General features: G+C 51.7%; 16 protein-coding genes, 1 tRNA gene and 3 pseudogenes. 8 read left to right on the forward strand and 12 right to left on the reverse strand.

The window, feature by feature from the left end:
- Positions 1–26: 26 nt before the first annotated feature.
- Entirely contained in the window at positions 27–758 is a 732-nt protein-coding gene (locus MIH18_RS09880) for an LrgB family protein (protein WP_249014433.1), read from the reverse strand.
- Positions 751–1,119, reverse strand: coding sequence for a CidA/LrgA family protein (locus tag MIH18_RS09885; RefSeq protein WP_249014434.1), 369 nt, complete (start codon positions 1,117–1,119; stop codon positions 751–753). Before MIH18_RS09885 ends, MIH18_RS09880 begins: the two co-directional genes overlap by 8 nt.
- 103 nt (positions 1,120–1,222) lie before the next feature.
- On the opposite strand from MIH18_RS09885, the gene MIH18_RS09890 reads away from it, so the two are divergent.
- Both MIH18_RS09890 and MIH18_RS09895 read left to right on the forward strand, forming a co-directional pair.
- On the forward strand, positions 1,223–1,759 hold the full coding sequence (locus tag MIH18_RS09890; RefSeq protein WP_249014435.1) for a YaeQ family protein: 537 nt from the start codon (positions 1,223–1,225) through the stop codon (positions 1,757–1,759).
- Positions 1,760–1,893: 134 nt separating this feature from the next.
- A tRNA-Arg gene (locus tag MIH18_RS09895) sits at positions 1,894–1,970 on the forward strand.
- Positions 1,971–2,161: 191 nt separating this feature from the next.
- Here MIH18_RS09895 and MIH18_RS09900 read toward each other — a convergent pair.
- Positions 2,162–2,746 (reverse strand): hypothetical protein, encoded by a 585-nt coding sequence (locus MIH18_RS09900; protein ID WP_249014436.1) that lies wholly within the window; start codon positions 2,744–2,746, stop codon positions 2,162–2,164.
- Between MIH18_RS09900 and MIH18_RS09905 the strand changes: the two genes are divergently transcribed.
- Positions 2,745–3,740 carry an IS5 family transposase gene (locus MIH18_RS09905; RefSeq protein WP_249014437.1) on the forward strand — a complete coding sequence of 332 codons (996 nt, stop codon included), beginning with the start codon at positions 2,745–2,747 and terminating at the stop codon, positions 3,738–3,740. The genes MIH18_RS09900 and MIH18_RS09905 overlap by 2 nt on opposite strands.
- A 143-nt stretch (positions 3,741–3,883) precedes the next feature.
- Here MIH18_RS09905 and MIH18_RS09910 read toward each other — a convergent pair whose 3' ends face one another.
- A complete protein-coding gene (locus tag MIH18_RS09910; RefSeq protein ID WP_349293807.1) occupies positions 3,884–4,699 on the reverse strand; it encodes a UvrD-helicase domain-containing protein in 816 nt (271 codons plus the stop codon).
- A 91-nt stretch (positions 4,700–4,790) separates the two neighbouring features.
- On the opposite strand from MIH18_RS09910, the gene MIH18_RS09915 reads away from it, so the two are divergent.
- The 3 genes and pseudogenes from MIH18_RS09915 (at position 4,791) to MIH18_RS09925 (ending at position 8,199) form a co-directional block, all read left to right on the forward strand.
- Positions 4,791–6,131 carry an ISNCY family transposase gene (locus tag MIH18_RS09915; protein ID WP_249014439.1) on the forward strand — a complete coding sequence of 447 codons (1,341 nt, stop codon included), beginning with the start codon at positions 4,791–4,793 and terminating at the stop codon, positions 6,129–6,131.
- A 505-nt stretch (positions 6,132–6,636) separates the two neighbouring features.
- Positions 6,637–6,825 (forward strand): annotated as a pseudogene (locus MIH18_RS09920) (transposase domain-containing protein); the annotation flags it as partial.
- 501 nt (positions 6,826–7,326) lie between these two features.
- Positions 7,327–8,199 (forward strand): LysR substrate-binding domain-containing protein, encoded by an 873-nt coding sequence (locus tag MIH18_RS09925; RefSeq protein ID WP_283164870.1) that lies wholly within the window; start codon positions 7,327–7,329, stop codon positions 8,197–8,199.
- A gap of 205 nt (positions 8,200–8,404) precedes the next feature.
- Here the strand turns inward: MIH18_RS09925 and MIH18_RS09930 are convergent, their stop codons facing one another.
- The 4 genes from MIH18_RS09930 to MIH18_RS09945 all read right to left on the reverse strand — a co-directional run bounded on the left by MIH18_RS09930 (position 8,405) and on the right by MIH18_RS09945 (position 14,557).
- Positions 8,405–9,424 (reverse strand): aldo/keto reductase, encoded by a 1,020-nt coding sequence (locus MIH18_RS09930; RefSeq protein ID WP_249014440.1) that lies wholly within the window; start codon positions 9,422–9,424, stop codon positions 8,405–8,407.
- A gap of 109 nt (positions 9,425–9,533) precedes the next feature.
- Positions 9,534–11,129, reverse strand: coding sequence for a BCCT family transporter (locus tag MIH18_RS09935; protein ID WP_249014441.1), 1,596 nt, complete (start codon positions 11,127–11,129; stop codon positions 9,534–9,536).
- Positions 11,130–11,430: 301 nt separating this feature from the next.
- Positions 11,431–12,933: an aldehyde dehydrogenase family protein gene (locus MIH18_RS09940; protein WP_249014442.1), complete on the reverse strand. Its 1,503-nt coding sequence runs from the start codon at positions 12,931–12,933 to the stop codon at positions 11,431–11,433.
- A gap of 277 nt (positions 12,934–13,210) precedes the next feature.
- Positions 13,211–14,557: a lyase family protein gene (locus MIH18_RS09945; protein WP_249014443.1), complete on the reverse strand. Its 1,347-nt coding sequence runs from the start codon at positions 14,555–14,557 to the stop codon at positions 13,211–13,213.
- Between the two features lie 177 nt (positions 14,558–14,734).
- On the opposite strand from MIH18_RS09945, the pseudogene MIH18_RS09950 reads away from it, so the two are divergent.
- Positions 14,735–15,737: pseudogene (locus tag MIH18_RS09950) on the forward strand (IS3 family transposase); the annotation flags it as partial.
- Positions 15,738–16,050: 313 nt separating this feature from the next.
- Positions 16,051–16,377 (forward strand): annotated as a pseudogene (locus MIH18_RS09955) (transposase); the annotation flags it as partial.
- A gap of 34 nt (positions 16,378–16,411) precedes the next feature.
- On the opposite strand, the gene MIH18_RS09960 reads toward MIH18_RS09955, so the two are convergent.
- The 4 genes from MIH18_RS09960 to MIH18_RS09975 all read right to left on the reverse strand — a co-directional run bounded on the left by MIH18_RS09960 (position 16,412) and on the right by MIH18_RS09975 (position 18,399).
- On the reverse strand, positions 16,412–16,588 hold the full coding sequence (locus MIH18_RS09960; protein ID WP_349293808.1) for a transposase: 177 nt from the start codon (positions 16,586–16,588) through the stop codon (positions 16,412–16,414).
- A 235-nt stretch (positions 16,589–16,823) separates the two neighbouring features.
- On the reverse strand, positions 16,824–16,988 hold the full coding sequence (locus MIH18_RS09965) for a hypothetical protein (RefSeq protein WP_249014444.1): 165 nt from the start codon (positions 16,986–16,988) through the stop codon (positions 16,824–16,826).
- 47 nt (positions 16,989–17,035) lie between these two features.
- A complete protein-coding gene (locus tag MIH18_RS09970; protein ID WP_249014445.1) occupies positions 17,036–18,070 on the reverse strand; it encodes a putative sulfate exporter family transporter in 1,035 nt (344 codons plus the stop codon).
- A 20-nt stretch (positions 18,071–18,090) separates the two neighbouring features.
- The gene (locus MIH18_RS09975; protein ID WP_249014446.1) at positions 18,091–18,399 is read right to left on the reverse strand and encodes a universal stress protein; all 309 of its coding nucleotides are present in this window, start codon (positions 18,397–18,399) and stop codon (positions 18,091–18,093) included.
- Positions 18,400–18,500 lie beyond the last annotated feature (101 nt).

The raw sequence follows: 18,500 nt of genomic DNA on the forward strand, positions 1-18,500 counted from the left end.
ACACCCGCGCCAAAGTGAAGAGCCTGTCACAGGTTAAAAAGAACCGGCAGCAGCAGCGCGGTAAACAACCCGGTCAGGCTCATGCCCAATGAAGAAAAAGCACCTGCGGTACTGCTGATTTCAAACGCCCGCACGGTGCCAATGGCATGGCCATTCAAGCCGAGCGCAAAACCGATCACCCGCTCATCCGTAATTTTCAGCAGGCGGGTGGCTACCTCGACGCACAAGGTGGTAAATACGCCGGTAATCAACAGAGCCGCCATCAACATCGGAACCGAGCTGCCAATGATGTCACCAATACCCAGAGCGATGGCTGCCGTAACCGATTTTGGTGCCAGCGACGCCATAACCGTTGGCGACGCACCCAGCGCCCAGGCAATGACCAGCGTATACCCGACCGCCAACGAGGCAGCTATGGGCAAGGTGAGAACGATAGGCCAGAGCATGGCACGAATATGGTGAATGTTTTGATACAGCGGCACGCCCAGCGCCACTGTAGCCGGGCCCAGCAGCAGCATTAGCCAGCTCGCACCTTCACGATAACTGTCTGGATCCAAGCCTAGCAGCGCAATCATGCCGGCCAGAATGGCGGCTGCGGGCACGACCGGTGGCAGCCACACCGGGCGGCCAATAGCGATGTACAATCTGTTCGCTGCAAAAAACGCCAATATAGTCATCGCGATGGCAAGCATCGGCGTGTCTGCCAGCACTTGAGACAGCGTCAGTAAACGCTCCCAAACCGTCAACGGACTATTCATGGTTGTTTGATCCAGAGGGCAGTTTGCGCGCCAGCACATTTAACAGAACCAAGGTGGTGACCACACTCAAAAAGGTGCCCACCAGCAAAGACACACTCACCGCCAGCCACTGCCCGGTGAACTTGCCGGAGATGAAAAATATCTCTGTTAGGCCGGGCATAATCAGCAAAATAAGCACCGAGATCAGAGCCTGGCTGGCACCGGCCACCGCATTGCCCACGCCACCGGTCGCCATCAAATACAACGTGAGCAGCATCAACCCCAGAATGCCGCCGCTAATCGGCACTAAAAAAACCAGCCGCAGTGATTCGCCGAGCAGGAAAAACAGCACCAGAATTAGAAAACCCCGTAATATCGACATAGGCAGCGCCCAGCTATCCCTTAAATGAATTACACTCGTCGCGCGCATTGTCCCCCACGCACCGAAAGGGCGCAAACAGCCCCGCGATTACCACAGGAATCCCATGGCGCTTAAAGCTACCATTTTCAAAGCCACGCTGAATATTGCCGATATGGATCGCCATTATTACGCCGACCACCAGCTAACCCTGGCCCGCCACCCGTCAGAGAACGACGAACGCATGATGGTACGGCTGCTGGCGTTTGCACTGAACGCCAGTGAGCAACTGGAGTTCACAAAAGGCCTGAGCACAGACGACGAGCCGGAACTGTGGCAAAAAAGCCTGAGCAACGAAATTGAACTTTGGATTGAACTGGGCCTGCCAGACGAAAGCCGCCTGCGCAAAGCCTGCAATCGCTCAAAACAGGTGATTCTTTACACCTACGGCGGCCGCGGCGTGCCTATATGGTGGGACAAAAATAAAGCAAAGCTGGCACGCTTTAACAACCTGACTTGCGTGAATCTGGACCCGGAAGCCACCGAACAGCTGGCTGGCCTGGCCCAGCGCGCCATGAGCCTTCAGGTAACCATTCAGGACGGCGAAGTGACCTTCAGTAATGAGCACGGGCTTGTGGCTCTAACGCCCGAGCCGTTCGCTTAGCTAAGCTGATTTGGCCTCTTGTATAGAACCAAACCAGCAAATTAAGCGTCGCTTCCCGGCAAAGGCTGGACAGTCGCTCGCGGCAAACGTAAGATTACGCACTCGAAATTAGCGCACAGCCGTTAAGCTCGTAAGCGCCCGTAGCTCAGCTGGATAGAGTACTGCCCTCCGAAGGCAGTGGTCACAGGTTCGAATCCTGTCGGGCGCGCCATATTTTTCAAGGCCTTACGTGAAAGCGTAGGGCCTTTTTAATTTCCTGTGTCCAAATTGTGTCCATGGTGTGTCCATGAAAAAAATACGAAGATAGGTAGCGACTTTATTTTGACCCCTGCCCGCCATAAACAGTTTTATATAATGGACACAAAAAAGGGTCGCCAAACCTTAAGTCTATATCAGCTAATTCTATGCGTGGGCCCCACAAAAATTTGCAAATTCAGGCCAGCTGCTACCATATTGAGCAAGCTCGTCGGAGCTGCAAACAATCGTTAGACAACTCCCTTCTGGGTGCCTCTTGAGCCGAGTTAACCCGGTATAGAGTAACGCCAAAGATTTTGGCGAGACCTTCTCGCCTATATAGATCACTAAAGAGCGAGACTCCCAACCCTTGAAGCTGTGCAAGGTTGTCGCCTTCACACGAGCATCGCCCATGTAAAACCCGACTTTTTGACGCCGGCATTCTTGCTCATCCTCATCGTACGTATGAACCGACTTTATTCCCTTTTGCCCTAATTGTCGGACAACTTCGTAACCTGCCGCGCGACTATTGCAAAGGAAGGTGGCGTCAGCAAAGGAGTAGCCTTCACGGCCTTCTTCCATGAAAATCTTTAGAATTTCGTTAGCACAAACGGTTTCAGCACCTTCTCTATTTGTTTGCACCCAACGAAGCGAGCACTGCTCCAACCCTAGGGAAACGCTGATTAATTCAGCTTGAGCTCTGGATTTGTTAAAATCAAATCCCCGACAATCGAACCGACCAGGAACGATCATGAAGCAGACGAGTTTCGCCCAAGCCGAGTTCGCCGCCAAGAAAAAGATAACCCGACGTGAGCGGTTTCTGGCCGAGATGGAACAAGCCGTGCCCTGGTCACGGCTGCTGAAAGCGCTCTCGCCCTATTACTATCCCGAGTCTCGCGGCAAGCGAGGACGCCCGCCCATTCCCCTGAAGCGCATTCTGCGGATGTACTTTGTTCAGCAGTGGTATGCCCTGGCCGACGAAGCACTGGAAGACGCCATTTATGACAGCCAGGCCTTGCGTGACTTTGTCGGTATCGACCTGAGTGTGGAGTCGGTTCCGGATGCCACGACCCTGCTGAAGTTCCGCCACCTGCTGGAAAAGCAGGCCTTAACCCAAGTCATCTTTGAACAAATCAACGGCCACCTGGCCGAGCGCGGCATGCTCATGCGTGAAGGCACGATCGTAGATGCCACCATTATCGCCGCCCCGCCTTCGACCAAGAACCGGGCAAAGGCGCGGGACCGAATCGTCGGACCGCCAGAAATGCACCAAGCCAAAAAAGGCAATGAATGGCACTTTGGTATGAAGGCTCACATCGGGACGGATGCAGACTCCGGCCTGGTTCACAGCCTGACGGGTACGGCTGCCAACGTGGCGGATATCATCGAGTCCGAGCACCTGTTGCACGGTGATGAAACCGAGGCCTACGCGGACGCAGGCTATACCGGCGTGGCCAAACGCCCAGAGTTCCAAGGGTCGGATGTGGTCTGGCACGTGGCTGAGAAACGCGGCAAGCTTAAGAAGATGGAAGAAGGTCCTCGCAAAACTCTGACCGCCCAACGGGAGCGGGTCAAAGCTCAGATCCGCGCTAAGGTTGAGCATCCGTTCCACGTGGTGAAGAACCTGTTTCGGCACCGCAAGGTGCGCTATCGGGGGCTGCTAAAGAACACGGCGCAGCTGTTTACGCTGTTCGGCTTGGCCAATCTGGTACTGGCACGTAGGCTAAATCCGTCTCCATGTTCTTAAAATGTGCCTAAAAGGCGAAATTGGGGCAAAAATCGGCGATTTTGTCGCCAAAATTGAACTATTAGATGCTGATCGAGAAAATAGATTATTTCTTAAGCCGAATTTGGTTGGTTTGCGATTGGTTGCCGTCTCTCGTTAATTGATCAGCGTTTCCCTAGGTCAATCTGGCTATGTATAGGCAGCATCCGTCCAGCTGCGGGCAAATACATCTCGGCAAATTCAGCGGCCTTTTCAAGCGCTAGGTGAGGCATGCGATAACTAAAATCCAATTCCGCCCACTTACCTGAAAAGCCTGCTCCTCTCATCGCTTCGTCGGTCCAGGCGCTAGCTGTTCCGTATATGTCCTGCGTAATATCAGCCACAAGGAGCATTTCACCTCCAGGCTTGCACACTTTTCTTAGGACATTCCACCACTCGGGGTAAAAGTCCTGCCCCTCATCAACCAACACCGCATCGTACTGCTCCTCATCATTACTATTATCAAGCAACCCTTTAACAAGCTCCGGAAGCAATTTAGCAAGAACCACCTGAGGGTCATTTTCTTTCCAGAGTGCTGCATACTCCTCTTCAGCACCGCGTTCGTCGCACACTCGGCTGCACCAATGATGAAAGTTCAGCCAGGTGACACCAGATCGCGTCCGCCCTTTAGATGCTGGCCAACGCACAGCAACGTCCATCAGGTAATTCAGCAAGGTAATATTGAACGTTACGACAAGAACTTGCTTTCCTTGCCCCAAAAGCTCGGCAGCACGAGCGGCGAGAATCAATGACTTCCCGGATCCCGCAGCACCTCTTATCCTGCGATAACCAGAATCAGTTCGACTGGTAGCGTAAAAGCGTTGATTCTTATCGAGCTCAATTGGTAGCCGTTGAGTCGCAGCGGCATCAGGCTCGATAAGCCAGTTGCGTAAATCACTAGCTAGTGCCCATCCAGAAACTAATAACCGGCTGATTTTCAGGAAATAATTCTAAGAAAGGTTAAAGAATCCTCTTGGCTTTGGTATGTTTTAAGTGCAACCCAAAAACATCCAACAACCAAGAGGATCCAGCATGCGAGAGACCCGCAACGCTCAGGCCAGTATATTCGAAGAGTACTCGAATCACGAGTATGGCGTCAGACTCCGGAAGCTGTCGGAGGTTTTGGACAGGCAACCCGAGATTCTTGAGCTGGTGGCCGCAGATTTGATAGATGTGTCCGTTTCAGCCGTTGGGCGGACAGGTCTCAGCGCAGAGAGTGTTCTGCGTTGTCTGGTGTTAAGGCAGCAACTGGGTTTCAGCTATGAACAACTGGCGTTTCATTTGTCGGATTCGGTGACCTACCGAACCTTTACCCGATTGCCGGCTCACCTATCGCCCAGCCGGTCCTGCCTGCAGTCCACGATCCGCAGCATCCAGCCAGAAACCCTGGAACGGGCGCATCAGGTGCTGACAAGGAACCTGCTGGACACGGGTATGGCTTCACTGGATAAGCTGCGCATCGACAGCACGGTGGTGGCCAGCAATATTGCCCCACCCAGTGACAGCCAGTTGCTGAATGATGGCGTTCGGGTGATCCGTCGGCTGCTGGCAAAAAGCAAAATCGAAATCGGCCTGAAGGTCTGCTTTACCGACAAACGCAAAGCGGCAAAGTCACTGGCATTTCGCATATTCAACGCGAAAAAGGCGACCAAGGACGAACTCTATCCCGACTTGCTGAAGATCGCACGGCTGGTATTGAAGCAGGCGGATCGCGGACGCCAGCAGATTATTCAAGGGGCGGAAGCTTCCGCATCCTGCCAGAAATGGCTGGATGCTCTGGCGCACTACAGGGAGCTGACATGGCAGGTGATCGAGCAAACCGAGCGTCGCGTCATCCACGGTGAACGGGTTCCCTCTGCGGACAAGATCGTCAGCCTGTTCGAGCCGCACACCGATATTATCGTCAAGGGATTCCGCGATGTGCAGTACGGCCACAAGATCAACCTGAGCAGTGAAGTGAGAGGCTTTATCACCGCGTTAACCATCGAAGAGGGGAACCCCGGTGACAAAACGCTGTTCCTGCCGGTTCTGGATTTTCATCAATCCGTTCTGGGCAAGCTGCCTCGCTCCGTGGTCGCCGATGGCGGCTACGCCAGCCAGGCAAACGTCGCGGCCGGACGCGCCATGGGGCTTAAGCATGTAGTGTTTCACAAACCCGTTGGCGTATCGCTCACCGCCATGGGTGTAAAGTCGAAGACCTTTACCGCATTACGTCATTTTCGAGCCGGAGTCGAAGGCAATATCTCGGAGCTGAAAAGAGCCTTCGGAGCCACGAAAGCGAAGTGGAAAGGTCACGATGGCTTCAAGGCATTTGTCTGGGCCTCGGCGCTGAGCTACAACCTGGTACGGTTGGCGCGACTCGGTCCGGATTAGTCCACAAACCTGACCCAGAAAACGACCAGAAGGACACATGGAAAGGCCATGAAATGCACGCCCATGGCCGGAATTCGGACAGACTGATCAGAAAGCGGTTAAATCCGTCATTATTTAGTCGTCTTCCATGATTTGAGGGCGCTCAGCTCAACCCCAGTTGCCAGAGATAAGCTGAACTGGCTAAAAATCGGTGTTTCTGGATGGGCACTAGCTATCCGCGCCATGAGCACCTCTCCTGTGTCTGTTTGTCAGATTATACAGGACAGAAAAATTATCTATACGGATTTTTGTTAAGGGACACTAGAATATGCATTAGCTCAATAGCCGGTATTATCTCCAAACTTATCTTCATCAGTAGGTCTTGAAGATAACTCAGAAATATGACGTTTTTATTTTGCCAGCAAAAATGGGGGTCGGGTTTTGCAATCCGACAATTCGGCGCTACCATGCCTGAATGGCGAGACCACTACGAATTGAATTGGCCGGAGCGCTTTACCACGTGACCGCACGTGCCAGTGCAACGTGCTATTCCCTGGTCGAGACCGCTAAGGCAAACAGTCTGGAGCCCTCGGCGTATATCCAATATGTGCTGGACCGCATTGCCGAGGCAGACACGCTGGAAAAGCTGGAAGCACTGCTGCCGTGGAATGTGAATCTGGAGCGGGCTTCAAAAAAAGTGCCGCAGACCGACTGAGGGCAAGTGGGTCGATTTAAGGGCGCTTACCATCACTTTTGCAGTTCTGATATTTTCCAAGAGAAGCTAAGAGCCCCTGAATATTTCGGAGTCCTAATTCCACTTGCCGGCTGGTCCTGGGCTCTTTGTCCAGTTTTGGAAGGTCAGCGAGTTGCGGTAGCTGAATCCCCAGAGTTCGGGCGACATTTAACGGGTAGTGTTTTCTGTTGCCCGGAAGCTCCTGAATTGCGCTTAGAAGTCGGGATGATAGTTAACGCGGGATCAGCTGACGTCAGATTATGCGCCCAATGCTGACATCGAAGTTATGTGTTATTGGTTTTAGCCTGGCAAACTGCAGGTTATAACTCTGACGACTCGGACCTGTCTTATGGCATCCGCATGTGATTCTCAACGGTCCAAAGTGGCCCATTGGGTTTTGATTTGAGATCATGAGCCTCGTAGCTCTTGTAGAATGATATCCGCCTGCTTCTCTCTGAGGCTGGAACATTGGCTGAAGAAATTATGCGATCATTACCTCCTCTAACAGCATTACGCGTCTTCGAGGCTGCGGGTAAATACCTCAGCTTTACCCTGGCGGCAAAGAACCTTCACGTTACACAGGGGGCGGTTAGCCGTCAGGTGAAACAGCTGGAAGATTACCTCGGCGTGCCACTTTTTGTTCGTCTGCACCATAAATTGGAACTGACGGATGCCGGACGTCAACTGTTTCCAAAGCTAGAGCAGGCGTTTAACCTGATGGAGGTGGCTGTTCAAGAGTTGCGTGACCCTAACCAGCGGCAAAAGCTGAATATCCTAGTCCCACCCACCTTCGCGTCCCGCTGGTTGGCACCCCGTCTGGCGGATTTCCATCACCATTTTCCTGAGCTGGAACTTTCCATTCAGGATCATGAAAGCGAGCGCAACCTGTTCGATTGCTGCATCCGGTTTGGCCGCACCGCAAAAACCAGCCATTACAGTGAACTGTTGATGCTGGAGCAGCATGTTGCCGTCTGTGCGCCTAGCTTGATAGATAAAGCGCAGCAGCTGGATACGGAAGAACGAAGCCTTTTACATATTATCCACGAGGGGCAGCGCCTTCCAGTCTGGCAAAACTGGAGCCAGGAGGCTGGTATGGCCGGCCGTCTGGATATGAGCCGCGGTATGGAGTTCAGCACCCTCGATCAGGTCACCAACGCCGCCGTCAATGGAGCCGGTTTTGCCATCATAGATAAGCATATGATCAGCCGTGAACTGGACGCGAAAGCCTTGGTTCCGTTCAGCAGCGTAGAAGTTGCCGGTCCCTATGGTTACTGGCTTGACGTAAGCAATGAGCGGCAAGGATTGGCTAAAGTTATGCGTTTCACCGAATGGCTGCGGGAGTCGAGCAGAACCTGAGAGCATGGTTATCAGTTTACCGGTGATTACCATCAATATACTGGGGAACGGGTGCTTCTAGATTACAGCAGAACGAAAAAAGCTCTGCATAAGCAGAGCAAGCACATAATGAACGACAGTTTACAGGCTAACAACCGAACTAATGAAAGAGGCCCCACATACAGGGGTCAAGGCCTCTACGTACAGCCGAAGAAAGAATCAAAAATCAGTCGGCAAAGGGCGCCTGTGCTGGCCGTGCGTAGCGGGGAATACGCTTGCCAGAGGTATAGTCATTGATTAGATCGCATGGCGTGTAATTACGTTCCAGTTCGTAAACTTCCTCTTCAGTCAGCCTTGTTTCCAGTGCAGCTAAGGCACTATTAAACTGCTCTGTTGTATCAGCACCAACCAGCATGGAAGTAATCTCAGGCTTGTTTAATACCCAGGCCTGGGCAATCTGTGATGGCAGACAGCCTCTGGCATCCGCAATCTTGGCAACGGAGAGTGAAATGTCCTTCGAAGCCTGATCGTTGTACATCTCTTGAGTGAATAAGTCGGTCTTATTACGATTTGATTGCAGGTCGCTGGTCAGTATGCCTCGAGCTAGCGGGCTGAACACCGATACACCAATCCCCTGGTCCAGGCAGAATGGAATCATCTCGCGTTCTTCTTCACGGAAGGCACAGTTTAACTGCAGCTGCATGTTGATTGGACGAACCCAACCGTTCTGATCGCAGACTTGCAGGATTTTCGCCAATTGCCAGGTGTTCATCGTGGAAACCCCGATGTAGCGGGCTTTACCGGCTTTTACAATATCATTCAGGGCAGCCATTGTTTCTTCCACCGGAGATTCGGTGTCGAAATAGTGGAGCATGTAAATATCTACGTAATCCATACCCATACGAGTCAGAGACGCGTCGATAGCATTAAAGATATGCTTCCGTGAATGACCTCGAGCGTTGATATCGTCGCTCATGGCATAGCCCACTTTGGTGGTGATCACGAGCTCATCACGGCGACCGAAACGACGCAGAACGTTGCAAACTACTTCTTCACCGGCGCCGGTGGAATAAAAGTCGGCCAGGTCGATGAAATTGACACCATTGTCCAAGGCGTGGCGAATGATGGGCTCGCTTTCTTTCTCATCAAAAATCCAGGGTTTCCACGCTTTGGAACCCATATTCATGGTGCCAAGGCAAAGCCGAGATACTTTAAGGCCGGATTGGCCGAGTCGTCTATATTGCATGGTAAATCCTCAAACAGTAGACACGCAAGTTCATCGCCAGCGTGCATGGTCCGGTAAGCAGTATGTGGTTAATAGGCCCAAGGTTTATCTCGAAGGCCCGCTTTGAAGGTTATGACACGGGGCTGGCGACAGCTGTCGGGAATGCCACCGTCTGTTCATCATCGAGATCGAAGGCGTCAGGTGTCAGCTCGACGACCTGTCCGTTGATCTGAACTTTGCGGGCTAGCTTCAGGAAGGCAAACCCAGATCCCAGTACAATGAATAAGCCAGGAACACCGGCGAGGTTGAATAGCATTTTAACGGCATCGACGCCGATATAGCTGGCGCTAATCCAAGCAACGAAGGCGATAGCGCTACCCCAACAGGCTTTGATCCAAAGTGGTGATTTCATATGATCTGCATCGACACCTTTGGTACACAAACCACCGATAGCATCGGTATTGGAATCTGCTGCAGTAATAAAGGTGATAAAGCAGGCGAAAATAAACAGGCTGCTGATCAGTGTGCTGCCCGGCAGTTGGTCGAATAGCACGTAGATCACGGATGCAAAACCGCTGGCGTTGTAAGCGTCGTACATGATTCCGCTCCGAGTCGTATCAAAGAACAGTGACGAACCACTGAAAATACTGAACCAGAGAAATCCAAATAAAGAAGGTAGCAAGGTGTTGACGATAATAAACTGGCGTACGGTGTAGCCTCGGGCAATCTTACCCAGAAACAGGCAACTTAGTGGGGCCCAGGCAAACCAGCTGGCAAAAAAAGCGACTGTCCACCAGCCCGGCCATTGATCGTTACCAGAGGCGCCAGTGACCAGGTTCTTGGCAAAGAATTCCGAAAGGTAGACACCTAAGGATTCAACGCCCAGAGACAGAATAAATGCCGTCGGACCGACAATAAAGATAAACAGGGCACCCACTATGTAGAGCCAGGTATTGATCCGAGCGAGGGTCTGGATACCGCGATGAAGCCCTGATGCTGCAGAGATGATGGCAGAGCCGATGATCCCGATCGCGATGGCTGCGTAGGTAACAGAACTCTTCTCAATGCCTAGAACCGATTCAAGCCCATCACCAATGACTAATAACCCAGAGGTTAATGTGGCTGACATCCCCAGCACCACTGAAAATAACGCCAAGCCATCGATAATCTGACCACCGATACCGTCAACCCAGCGCCCTAGTAGTGGGCGTAACATGGATCCAATGGAAAATTTTAGCTTCAGATTGTGAAAGCTGAGTGCGAAAGCCAATCCAGCGACGGTATAGATACTGTAGGGAGTAATGGTCCAATGTACGAAAATAGTGGACATGGCAAAGCGCATCGATTCGGCGCTTTCCGGAGTGACGCCAAGGTATTTCGGAGGCTCGTAGTAATGCAGGATCGGTTCGGCTACGGACCAGAACAAGATGCCCATCGCGATTACGGTGGTTAACGAAACAGCGAACCAACGAAAGGGAGTGAGCATTGGTAGGGCTTTCTCTCCGCCGATGCGAACTCTGCTAATCGGCGAGAAAAAGGCATAAACCACAATGCCGACAAGAAATACCGCACTTAGGTTAAAGAGCCAAGATAGATTGGTAATGATCAGGTCGTTCAGCGTTGATGTTACAGCGATGAAGTTCTTCTCATCTATGATTGTATAGACGACTGTTAAGGCTAAGCAGACAAACGCTGGCCAGAAGGTTATTAAGCGAATATTACTCATTTTTTTTATTCCTAATCATTATTTTTGGTCAGTAGGGCTAGTTCGCTAGTGATTCAATAAAGTATCTCTCAAGGGATATTAAATAAAAATCATATAAACTCACTAGTACATTACTTTATGTCATCATCAACGCTGTCCTGGAGTTGTTGAAAGGAAAAGCTTCAAACGCCTTAAGTTTATATAGCTATATGAATGTATTCGGAAAATAAAAAATACATATCATCCTTCGCCTGTTCTAGAAAAAGAGGATCCCTCAATGGGCCCTCTGTTTCTATTTCGGCTTTAAAAAAGGAACGTGTTGTTAGCCCCCGTGATATACCCAGACACATTTAGTCTTGGTATAAGACGATAGCGAGTGGATTGCCATTTCCTTCCCCGAACCACTCTGTTTGAAACCTCCGAACGGGCTGCTAAGGCCGTAGCAACCATAACGGTTGATAAACAGCATACCGGCATCGATCTGCTCAGCCACACGGTGTGCACGGGTGATATCACTTGTGTACAGGCCAGCAGCGAGACCAAATGGCGTACTATTGGCCATCTCAACCGCTTCTTCAGTCGTGCTGAAGGGGGTGCAGCAAAGTACCGGACCGAAAATTTCTTCCTGAGCAATGCGGGAGTTTTGGTCCACATTTGAGAAGATGGTCGGACGAATGAAGTAACCGTTGACGTTGTTGCCCTCGGTATCGGCATAGCCACCAGCCACTAGCTCAGCTTCGGTCTTACCGATCTCGATGTATTCCATGATCTTGTTGAACTGTAACTCGTTACACTGGGGTCCCTGGTCTATTCCCTCTTCAAGCGGATTGCCACATTTCACTGCGTTGGCTTTCTCGATCAGCTTAGTCAGTACCTGATCGTAGATGCTGTCGTGAATCAGGAAACGGGTCGGCTCTGAGCATTTCTCACCCTTGTGGGAGAACATCACGTTGAATACACGGTCAACAGCCCCCTCGAGGTCCGGCGTGTCTTCGAAAAAGATGCACGGAGATTTACCACCCAGCTCTAACGTTGTTGCCTTGAGGTTAGATAGTCCAGAGTTCTGCACGATCTTACGACCCACACCGGTGCTGCCGGTGAAGGAGATCTTGTGGATGTTGTCGCTCAGGGTCATCTGGTTAGCCATCTTGCCATCTGTCAGCAATAAGTTGATGACACCCTTCGGGAACTTCAGATGGCGATCGATCAGCTCAATCAGGTAGATAGCGGTGAGTGGCGTGTATTCCGATGGCTTGATGATCACCGTATTGCCCATCGCCAATGCCGGCGCAATTTTCAGGCTCGCCTGATACAGCGGAAAGTTCCATGGCGCGATCAGGCCGCACACTCCGACAGGCTCTTTAAGGGTGTAGTTGAGGAAGCCATCGTCTACCGGTGAGGTTTCACCGTAGAACTTGTCCGTCCAGCCCGCATAGTAATCAAAGATGTCGGCACAGGTGGGGATATCGTCTGCCATGGACTCGCTGAACAGTTTTCCGTTAGCAAGGGTTTCGAGCACCGCCAGCTTTTCGGTGTTTTCGCGAATCAGGGTGGCGATCTGCCGCAACATGGCGGCCCGTTCAGTGCGACTAACCTTCGACCAGGCATGTGCCTCGTGGCAGCTATTTGCAACCTGTGCGGTGTGTTCGACCTGTTCGGCATCCGCCATTGCGAAGCGACACAACTCTGTCTTGTTGGCGGGGTTTTTAACCACCCATTCTTCTGTGCTAGCGCCGTTCACCCACTGTCCGTCGATGTACTGCTGTTTGGGTTGACTGAGCCATTCGGTTGCCCAAGGCAGAGGGATATTATTCATTGAACCCATGTTGTGCTCCTGTTTGCTATCGTTATTGAGGAGGAAAACGGATACGTACTCACTGTTCTGTAGTGAAAAAAACGTATGCAATAGCGGTTAATCTCGACAGACATCAGGTGTGATCTATCTGAACATCTGCTATCGAAAAAAATATTAGAGGGGGTGGGCTGGGTGCACAATTGATATTACGGCACGGCATAGTGCGAAAAACTCATCCTTGAGAATAGGCGTCGCCTAAGAGTTGATTTCTGGTACTGTTTTGCGGGTCTACCACCACCCTGTTCACTTATCCCTCCTCCAAATAACGACGGATCTTATTGAGGTCGCCGCCGGTTTCCTTGAACACCCGGGAGGCGACTGAATAGCCTCTCGCTTTTTTCAGGCGGACCAAGGTAGGAATCAGGGTGTGGATGTTTTGCTGGTTGCGCTCGATATTGATCTCGATACCAGATAGGCAATGCTCGGTAAATACACGCACCCCGTTTTCCAGGCAGGTGATGGCATCCAGGGTATTATTGACCACCATGGCTTGCCAGGGGGTGTAATCCAGCTCTCCATGTTCCTGGGTCATCTGTGCTGTGAAGCATCTGCCCGATGCCTGCATGCAGCAGTGAATCAAGAATTCTGGAATGGTTGGATTGACCTTTCCCGGCATTGCAGAAGAGCCAGGTTGCACCGCTGGCAGGGTGATTTCTCCCAGTCCGGCTTGAGGCCCAGAGGCCATCAATCTGAAATCCTTGGCGATCTTGATTAACCCTCTGGAGAGAAGATCCAGCCGGCTGGCGACGGAAATCAGATCGTCATGATTTTGAGAGCAGTCGATCAGGTTGTCACTCTGTCGAAGGCGATTTGTACCCATTACCATATTCAGTTCTTCAACTATCCGGTCAAAAACTTCGTCTGAACAGTCACCTCGACGACCGATAATATTGCCGCCGAGGTTGATTACATTAAGCGCCTCAACGTCAGTCTTGATGCGACAGATATTGCGTTTGATTAAAGAGGAGTAGCCACTGAAGCACTCTTCGAAACTAATTTCTACGGCATCCTGCAGACAGGTGCGAGATATTTTCTGTACTTGTTGCCATTTACGCCCTTGTTCATCGAAAGTATGGGCGAGATGCATGAGGGCTTCCTCCAGGCCATGCCACTTAGCGATGACGGCGAGGTGGCAAGCTGTCGATTGCACATCGCTGGTGGAGTTGTTCAGGTTGACGTGATCGTTAGGATGGATGGGAGTGTAGCTCCCCAACGGTTGACCAAAGGCATCACGATTAGCGACGTTTGCGATGACTTCGTTGATGTTCATGTTGCTGGAGATGCCGCCACCGCCGTGAAAGGCGTGGACGGGGAACTGATCCTCGGGGAAGGCTTCAATTAAATAATCGATTGCATTGACAATTGCCTGTCCCAGCGAGGTTTCCAATTCCGGTGTCGTCATATTAGCAAGTGCTGCAGCCTTCTTAACTTGCAGCATTCCGATTACCAGTTCCGGGTATGCAGACAATGGCTTCTCGCCCTCTAGGGGATATAGCCGAATCGCCCGTTCTGTCTGTACGCCGTATAGAGCAACCGCAGGAACCTCCAATGAACCAATCGAGTCCTGTTCGATGCGATGACTTTTTTTTTCCATTTGCCTCAAGGCTCCATGGTTGTTTTAGTAGCGTCAATAAAAAGCTAATACAGAGAGGGCTGCAAAGGATTATTTGGAATGGTTGTATGTGGAAAAGTCATCCTCCGGTAGTCCCCCCTAAAAACCGGAGTGCTCAAAAGTAGAATTTTTCGTAAGTTGAACGCAGGGAGATTCTGCATGAAAACATCACGTTTTACCGACAGCCAGATCATGGCGATCTTGAAGCAAGCCGAGAGCGGCATGCCGGTGCCTGAATTTTGCCGTGAGCACGGGATGAGCAGTGCCAGCTTTTACAAGTGGCGAGCAAATTCGGCGGCATGGATACCTCCATGATCAAGCGCATGAAAGAGCTTGAGGATGAGAACCGGCGACTGAAGAAGATGTATGCCGAAGAACGGCTCAAAGCGGAGTTGCGCAAGGAGGCTCTTGAGGGAAAGTGGTAAAGCCATCTCTCCGCCGCGAGATGGCGCAAACAGCCGTTGCTGCTGCTCGTTGTAGCATTCGTCAAGCCTGTGTGGTCTTCAGTGTCAGTGAGTCCTGCTATCGATATCAGGCCAGGCTCAGCAGTGAGAACGCCGAGATCGCTGATCTGCTGGTGCGCTTGACCCACAACCAGCGCAACTGGGGTTTCGGCCTGTGTTTTCTCTATCTGCGCAACGTTAAAGGTTATCCCTGGAACCATAAACGCGTTTACCGGATCTATCGAGAACTGGAGCTGAACCTGCGCATCAAGCCCCGCAAGCGGTTGGTACGAGAAAAACCTCAGCCACTGGCGGTGCCCACGGTCATCAATGCCAGTTGGTCCATGGACTTCATGCACGACCAGTTAGAGGATGGCCGCAGTTACCGGCTGTTCAATGTGATCGATGATTACAACCGGGAAGGCCTAGGCATTGAGGTGGATCTTTCATTGCCGTCTGAACGTGTTGTAAGGGCCTTGGATCAAATCATCGAGTGGCGGGGTAAGCCCACCCAAATCCGCTGTGACAATGGTCCGGAATACATCAGTTCCACCTTGGCGGTCTGGGCGCAAAAACACGGCATTACACTGGTTTTTATCCAGCCCGGCAATCCGCAGCAGAATGCGTATATCGAACGCTACAATCGCACTGTTCGTTATGACTGGCTGGCCCAATACCTCTTCCATTCCATTGCGGAGGTTCAGGAATATGCAACGCAGTAGCCTGAGCTCTACTTTTGAAGCCTCCTAAAAATGGGGGGATTACCCTCTGGCGTTACCGAATGGAGCAAAGCATGAGTCGCCGGGGAAATTGCTGGGACACTCAGTCTACTATGCTTATGAACATCGTATTGGCCTGACCCGTGCTGGGATTGGCGTAATTGCCTTTGCATTGACCTGTCGGCCGATACAGATGTTCCCCGAGTATTACCGGGCCCAGCGTCTGTGACCTAATAGGAGCTTTGTTCTGCACCGTGAGTGTCCTGTCCTGCGATTGGGATTGGTAATTACGCCTCATTGAGGAGTTCTAGCCATGAAATACGCCTTGGAACAAGAATCTATTCTCGGAGTGGATACACATTTGGATGTTCATGTGGCCGCCGTTATTAATCAATCTGGTCAGTTACTTGGCACCCAATCCGTCTCTACGAATACCGCAGGTTATTTTCAATTATTTCAGTGGGCTTCTGCCTTTGGTGCGTTAAAACGCGCCGGTGTGGAAGGCACAGGAACGTACGGAGCTGGTCTCTGCCGTTTCTTGTGCGACAAAGGAATTAGGGTCTTGGAGGTAAATCGGCCTGACCGCGCAAACAGACGACTTAATGGAAAGTCTGACTCACTTGATGCAGAAAATGCAGCGAGATCAGTGTTGTCTGGCGTCTCCAAAGCTATACCTAAGCAGCAGTCCGGTGCCCGTGAAGCATGGTGGTTTCATCCGGCAGGTGAGCCAGCTTCAGACCAGCGAAGTGGCGCATGGATTCGATCTCATACAGCGCATCTTCCATCGCCGGATCCCGATGTGTCGGACCACTAAGCTTGTAAAAGAGTTGCATGCAGTGAACCCGAAGCATGGAAGACAACGGGTACGGTGGCCGGCCGTTCTGGCCCTTGGGGTAGTAATGAGCCACCTTCTTCTACATCTGGTTCCAAGGAATCAGCTTGCCCATCCGTTCCAGAAAGATCTCGCGGCGTGTCTTGCGCTTCTTGTTCTGGTACTCGGCTTCGGAGAAGGTTATCTGGCCCATGGTGGCGGCGAATCCTATGCGGTTAGCGATAGCTGTATTATCGTTGATTTTGGAAAGTTATTCAGAGGTTCCCTAAGCCAAAAATGATCAGGATTTGACCGACTGGTAAGGCCTCGGATACTGCTTTAACGAACGCGTCCTCAATCGCAAAAATTGCCATCGCAGCGATCATCCAAGCGCTGCCAATCACGCTGGCCTTTCGGTCAGTTGCAATCTCAATGGTCACACATGTTCCAGTGCGATTTTGTCGGTTTGATGCACCTGAAAAATTCTTTACAGCCCGGCGAGTCCAAAGTGAATGCACGCCATCACTAGCAGCAGCAGGAAGATGGTTTCTGCTACCATCAAAATCACCGGCTTCCAGCCCACAATCGCCAGTTTCTTGAATGATGTTTTAATGCCCAGCGCAGCAATCGCCGTGATCAAACACCAGGCCGACATATTGGTGAACACTTCGGTGGCCACCGGTGGAATCCAGCCCATGCTGTTAATCAGCACCAGCACCACAAACGCGACCAAAAAGCTCGGCAACGCCGGCACTTTTTCGCTGTCAGATTCCTTGCGGCTTTTGCGAAACAGAAAGATAAACACCATAACTGCCGGCACCAGCATGGCCACCCGCAATAACTTCACCATGGTGGAGACATCACCCGCGTCATTCGAAATGATATAACCGGCGCCCACCACCTGCGCGACATCGTGGATGGTGCCGCCGATCAAAATGCCGGCATTGGTGTCACTCAGATTCAGCGCGGCGGTGATCAGTGGGTAAACAATCATTGCTATGGTAGACAGTGTGGTTACACCGACTACCGTCAGAATGGTGTTGCGCTCCTGAACGTCACTACGCGGCATGACCGCCGACAACGCCAGCGCAGCAGACGCTCCGCAAATGGCAACGGAACCACCGGTCAGCAAACCCATCTCGCGGCTAAGGCCAAGCATTCGGGCCAGAACGGCACCCATGGTTATAGTCAGGATTACCCCAAGAACAACCGTGATGATGGGCCCAATGCCAAGCTCCGCGACTTGATCCAGAGTAATTCGCACCCCAAGCAAGGCGACACCCAGGCGCAAAATAGTGCGTGAAGAAAACTCCACGCCCGCAAGACAGCGGCCCTCTTCCGTCAAGAAGTGCAGCGTCATCCCGAACAGCAGAGCGTAAAGCATTTTAGGACCACCGTAGTGGTCTGAAATAAAGGACGTTGCCAGGGCGATGGTAATGCAAATCACCACGCCTGGCATAACCGCCTGTCCTGTGGCATACATGCCCGGCAATGAAAATCGGGACGACTGGACACTAGACATACTTAATAACTCCAAAGACGTCAGCGTACGGCTGGAACAACAACAACGGGCACCTTGGCGCGTTTAATCACACCTTTGGTGACTCGACCGGCATAAGTGGCCAGGTAACTCTTCTTGTTCGCCGCCATGACAATCATGTCGAATTTCCCGGTGCTGGCGAAATGGCAAATCACCGATGAGGGATAGCCCTCCAGAACCGTTAGTAAAACCTTTCGGTCTTTCATGGCCTCTTTAAGCTGGGGGAAACGGCTCCAGAAAGTTTCGAGCTCTGCTGTAAGAGCTGGATGACTCTGCTCGGTGCCCAGCCCCAAGCTCGCCCACCTGCTCAAAGGTCACCCTCGCTCCCAGCAACGCCACTCCCTATTTTAGGACGGTGCGAGCGGTAAATTCGATGTCCTCGCGGTAACGTCCCTTTTCACTCAGGAAGTGC

Source organism: Marinobacter sp. M3C (assembly GCF_023311895.1).
Classification (GTDB): domain Bacteria; phylum Pseudomonadota; class Gammaproteobacteria; order Pseudomonadales; family Oleiphilaceae; genus Marinobacter.